The sequence below is a fragment of the Micromonospora sp. NPDC047753 genome (assembly GCF_040642735.1).
Classification (GTDB): Bacteria; Actinomycetota; Actinomycetes; order Mycobacteriales; family Micromonosporaceae; genus Micromonospora.
Genome location: NZ_JBEYSL010000460.1, coordinates 1 through 5417, shown reverse-complemented (window position 1 = coordinate 5417; position 5417 = coordinate 1). Strand labels below are relative to the sequence as shown.

Genomic DNA, 5417 nt, shown 5'->3' with positions numbered 1-5417 from the left:
CTGGGCCTGGAGTTGGCCGAGAACTCCTGCGCGGAGGCTCCGGGTCCGCTCGTGCGTACCGACGCATCGTTCACCCTGACCGCCTGGGTACTGCTCGAGAAGGCCACCGGGCACCACACGGTGATGTCGCAGATATCCAATGGCAATACCGCCCTTTATCTCGGCTACCACCCGGGCGCCAATCGATGGCACTTCGGCATGCCGGACTCGACGGCAGCGGATGCCGTCTGGCACAACTCGGAGTCGCAGCAGCCACCGGCCCTCGGCAAGTGGACGCACCTCGCCGGTGTGTACGACCTCGGCGCCGGCAAGGTCCGCCTGTACGTCGACGGCGTCGCGCAGGGCGAGGTTGACGGCCCGGTCACTCCCTGGATGGCTCCCGGGCCAACCCTGATCGGCTGCGGCGGGGACACCAGCGGGAGCCGTCACTCGCGGCTCGGTGGCGTCGTCGACGACGTACGGATCTGGACCTCCACGCTTGCCCCGGAACGGATCGCCGACCTCGCCGCCGGCTGAATCGCCCCGAGTGTGGCCGGAGATCCGCCGTTCGGGCGGGATGCGGCGGGCGTGGTGGACCATGCCCGCCGCATCGCAGCGCGGACCGCGTGGCGGACCTGGCCGGGCTGCGAGGGGAGCTGACGGACCGGCTGCTCGTCTAGCGATCGAACGTCGTTTCGAGGCTCGCGTCGCGCGGTGCGGGAAGTGCCGGCCCGGTGGGCCAGGGGATCTCGGGCGCGCGGTGGAAGGTGATTCCGGCCGCCGTCCAGCGCGGGCCCTGGCCGGCCAGGCGGTCGCGGAAGTCGGCCCAGTCGTGGCTTGCCCGGGGTGACCAGCCCAACTCGGCGATGGCCGGGAGGCGGGGCAGGAGCAGCAGTTCGATGTCGGCCAGCGAGGTGACCGATTCGGTCCAGAGCGGGGCCTCCACACCGAGAACCGCCTCGGTGGGTACGCCGGGGACGTGCGTGCCCGGATCCCAGTCGTACGCCTTTCGCACGTCGATGAGGCCGGCCCAGTCGTGCCCGATCGGGGTGTCCGGGGCGTACTTCATGTCCAGGTAGGCGTGGTTGCCGGGGGAGACGATCAGCCGGGCACCCCTGCGTACGGCCTCGACGGTGGTGGAGTCCTCGCCGTTCGTGCCCCACCACTGCAGGACCCGCCCGTCGAGGTGGGCGGCTGGCGCGAGCTGGTGCCAGCCGACGACGGTCTTGCCGAGGTCGGCCACGATGCGCTGGACCCGCTCGACGAAACCGGTGTAGACCTCGCCCTTGACCTTGAACGCCTCGTCGCCGCCGATGTGCAGCCAGGGGCCGGGGGTGAGCGCGGCCACCTCGCCCAGCACGTCGGCGACGAAGTCGTACGTGCGCTCGTCGGCGGGGTCGACGTAGCTGAAGCCGACCTCGGTGCCGGTGTACGGCGGCGGTGCGATCTTGTCCGGTGCCAGTTCCGGGTACGCGACCAGCGCCGAGTTGGTGTGCCCCGGCAGGTCGATCTCCGGGACGACGGTGACGTGGCGGGCTGTCGCGTAGGAGACGATCCGCGCGTAGTCGGCCTTCGTGTAGTGCCCGCCGGGGCCGCCGCCGACCTCGGTCGTCCCGCCGATGCTGGTCAGCTTCGGCCAGGAGTCGACGGTGATGCGCCAGCCCTGGTCGTCGGTGAGGTGCAGGTGCAGGTGGTTGAGCTTGTAGCGGGCCAGGTGGTCGACCACCCGCAGCACGTCCTCGACGGCGAAGAAGTGCCGCGCGACGTCGAGCATCGCGCCCCGGTAGGGGAACCGGGGTGCGTCGGTGATGGTCCCGCCGGGCAGCACCCAGCGTTCGGTGACCGGGGTGGAGCTCTCGATCGCCGCTGGCAGCAGTTGGCGCAGCGTCTGTACGCCGTAATGGAGGCCGGCGGCGGTGGCGGCGGTGAGGTTCACCCCGTCGGTGGCGATGTCGAGTCGGTAGCCCTCCGCGCCGAGGTCGGCGCTGCCGTCGAGCACCAGCGCGATGCCACCGGCGGGCTCCGGCGTGGTGGCGTCGGTGACCGGCAGCGGGTAGCCGGTGGCCGGGCGCAGGAGCTGGGCGAGCTGCTCGGCGACCGCCAACGCGGCGGGGTCGGCGCTGGACGTGATGACGGCTTCGGCTGGGAGGGTCCAGTCGGCGGTCGGGTCTGGCTGGACCTGCCGTGGGGCGGGCACGACGTCGGCCAGCCGGTGGGGGGCCGCCGGGGCGAGCAACGCGCCCGCTGTCTGCTCGGCCGTGCGGGCCAGCGTGGCCGCGTCCGGTTCCCCCGCCGAGCGCGGTGTGGGGACGGCGGTGGGGCCGGGGGAGGGGGTGGTCGACACGGCGGCGACTCCGGGGGGTGTATTCGCGTCGGTTATGGCAAAAGTGAGGTTCACCGGCTGGCGTGCCGTCAAGCGTACGACGCTCGGCCGGATGCGTGATGGTGCGCATGGAAGCGTTCCCAAAAACCGGTACGAACACGGATAGTCGTGATAGCTGTGCCAATTGTCACCGAACGGTCCCAGGTCACTCGATGGTCGCTTAACCTTCGCCCACCGATCGACGTTGACCCCGGGATTACCGGCGGTCCGTCCCGGGGAAGAAGAAAACTGAACCTTCGTTAAGTGTCAATCCGGCGCGTGTGTTGTGGAGGCTCTGGTGGCAGCGCAAGAGACCGTCGATCACAAGTACGTCTACGACTTCTCCGAAGGCAACAAGGAGCTCAAGGAGTTGCTCGGCGGCAAGGGGGCAAACCTCGCCGAGATGACCAATCTGGGCCTGCCCGTTCCGCCCGGCTTCACCATCACCACCGAGGCGTGCCAGGCGTACCTCGCGACGGGACGGGAGCCGGACGGGCTCGCCGGTCAGATCGAGGCGCACCTGGAGTCGCTGGAGCGCGCGATGGGCAAGCGCCTCGGTGACCCGCAGGACCCACTGCTGGTCTCCGTCCGCTCCGGTGCCAAGTTCTCCATGCCCGGCATGATGGAGACCGTCCTCAACGTCGGTCTCAACGACCAGAGCGTGGAAGGACTCGCAGCCCAGGCCGGCAACAACGAGCGGTTCGCCTGGGACTCCTACCGGCGACTCATTCAGATGTTCGGCAAGACCGTCTGCGAGGTGCCGGGTGAGGAGTTCGAGCACGCGCTCGACGAGGCCAAGCACGCCAAGGGCACCCACAACGACCTGGATCTGGACGCCGACGACCTGCGAGGGCTGGTCGACGCGTACAAGAAAATCTTCTTGAAGCACACCGGCCGGGAGTTCCCGCAGCAGCCGCGCGAACAGCTCGACCTGGCCATCCGGGCGGTCTTCGAGTCGTGGAACGCCGAGCGCGCCGTGCTCTACCGCCGTCAGGAGCGCATCCCGGCCGAGCTGGGCACCGCTGTCAACGTGGTGACGATGGTCTTCGGCAACCTCGGGCCCGACTCCGGCACCGGTGTCGCGTTCACCCGTGACCCGGCCAGCGGGGCGCAGGGCATCTACGGCGACTACCTGGCCAACGCCCAGGGTGAGGACGTGGTCGCCGGCATCCGCAACACGGTGCCGTTGCAGGAGTTGGAGCAGCTCGACAAGGCGTCCTACGACGAGCTGCTCGGCATCATGGCCCGGCTGGAGGAGCACTACAAGGACCTCTGCGACATCGAGTTCACCATCGAACGCGGCAAGCTGTGGATGTTGCAGACCCGGGTCGGCAAGCGCACCGCCGCCGCCGCGTTCGTCATCGCCGGGCAGCTCGTCGACGAGGGCCTGATCGACCTGGACGAGGCGCTGCACCGGGTCAACGGCGCGCAACTGGCCCAGCTGATGTTCCCGCGCTTCCAGCTCGACCACGAGTTCCAGCCGGTCGCCACTGGCATCGGCGCGTCGCCGGGCGCGGCGTCCGGCACTGTGGTCTTCACCTCCGCCCGAGCCGTCGAGCTGGCCGCCGAGGGGAAGTCGGTGATCCTGGTGCGCCGGGAGACCAACCCGGACGACCTGAACGGCATGATCGCCGCGAAGGGCATCCTCACCTCGCGCGGCGGCAAGACCAGCCACGCCGCGGTGGTGGCCCGGGGCATGGGCAAGACCTGCGTCTCCGGTGCCGACGAGATCGAGGTGAACGTGCCGGCGAAGCGGTTCACTGTCGCCGGCCAGACCGTCGCCGAGGGCGATGTGGTGTCCATCGACGGCACCACCGGCAAGGTCTACCTCGGCGAGGTGCCGGTCATGCCCTCCGAGGTCGTGCAGTACTTCGAGGGCAGCCTCGACCCCGAGCACGTCGACAACGCGCTGGTCCGGGCCGTACACCGGATCATGACGCACGCCGACGGCAAGCGGCGGCTGGCGGTCCGCACGAACGCCGACACCGGCGCGGACGCCGCCCGGGCCCGGCGCTTCGGCGCCGAGGGCATCGGGTTGTGCCGCACCGAGCACATGTTCCTCGGTGACCGGCGGGAGCTGGTCGAGCGGCTGATCCTGGCCCGGGCCCCGGGTGAGCGGGAGGCGGCGCTGGCGGCGCTGCTGCCGTTGCAGCGGGCCGACTTCGAGGAGATCTTCCGCGAGATGGACGGCCTGCCGGTCACCGTCCGGCTCATCGACCCGCCGTTGCACGAGTTCCTGCCGCCGTTGGAGCAGCTCGCCGTCAACGTGGCGGTCGCGCAGGAACGCGGCGAGGACGTGGCCAAGGAGGAGGCGCTGCTCGCCGCCGTCCGGCGGATGCACGAGGAGAACCCGATGCTCGGGCTGCGGGGTGTACGCCTTGGCCTGGTCATCCCCGGCCTGTTCGCGATGCAGGTCCGCGCCATCGCCGAGGCGGCGGTCAGTTGCGCCCGCGACGGGGGCGCGGCCAAGCCGGAGATCATGGTGCCGCTGGTCGGGGCGGTGCAGGAGCTGGAGACGGTTCGCGCCGAGGCCGAGAAGATCATTGCCGAGGTGGTCGGGGACAGCGGCGTCGAGGTGCTGATCGGCACCATGATCGAGGTGCCCCGGGCGGCCCTGACCGCCGGGCAGATCGCTGAGGCCGCCGAGTTCTTCTCCTTCGGCACCAACGACCTGACCCAGATGGGCTGGGGCTTCTCGCGCGACGACGTCGAGGGCGCGTTCTTCTGGCGCTACCTGGAGTTGGGCATCTTCGGTATCTCGCCGTTCGAGTCGATCGACCGTGACGGTGTCGGCCGGCTGGTGCGGATCGCCGCCGAGGAGGGCCGGGCCGCCCGCCCCGGGCTCAAGCTCGGTGTCTGCGGTGAGCACGGCGGTGACCCGGACTCGGTGCACTTCTTCCACGAGGTCGGCCTGGACTACGTGTCCTGTTCGCCGTTCCGGGTGCCGGTGGCCCGGCTGGAGGCCGGTCGGGCGGTCGTGGAGACCGGCGGGTCGGACAGCCGTTGACGCACTGCGGCGGCGAACAGCCCGTACCCGGCCGGTGGCACCCGGAGCACGTCCAGCGCGTAGAGCACC

3 protein-coding genes are annotated in these 5417 nt (G+C 70.4%); 2 read left to right on the top strand and 1 reads right to left on the bottom strand.

Annotated elements, in window-relative coordinates:
- A partial coding sequence (locus ABZ749_RS28440; RefSeq protein WP_357233190.1) for a LamG domain-containing protein occupies positions 1–516 on the top strand: 516 nt, incomplete at its 5' end.
- A 139-nt stretch (positions 517–655) separates the two neighbouring features.
- Here the strand turns inward: ABZ749_RS28440 and ABZ749_RS28435 are convergent.
- Complete coding sequence (locus tag ABZ749_RS28435) at positions 656–2323, bottom strand: beta-N-acetylhexosaminidase (protein WP_357233188.1); 1668 nt, start codon at positions 2321–2323, stop codon at positions 656–658.
- Between the two features lie 316 nt (positions 2324–2639).
- Between ABZ749_RS28435 and ppdK the strand changes: the two genes are divergently transcribed.
- Positions 2640–5348 (top strand): pyruvate, phosphate dikinase, encoded by a 2709-nt coding sequence (ppdK, locus tag ABZ749_RS28430; protein ID WP_357233186.1) that lies wholly within the window; start codon positions 2640–2642, stop codon positions 5346–5348.
- The last annotated feature ends 69 nt before the right edge of the window (positions 5349–5417 follow it).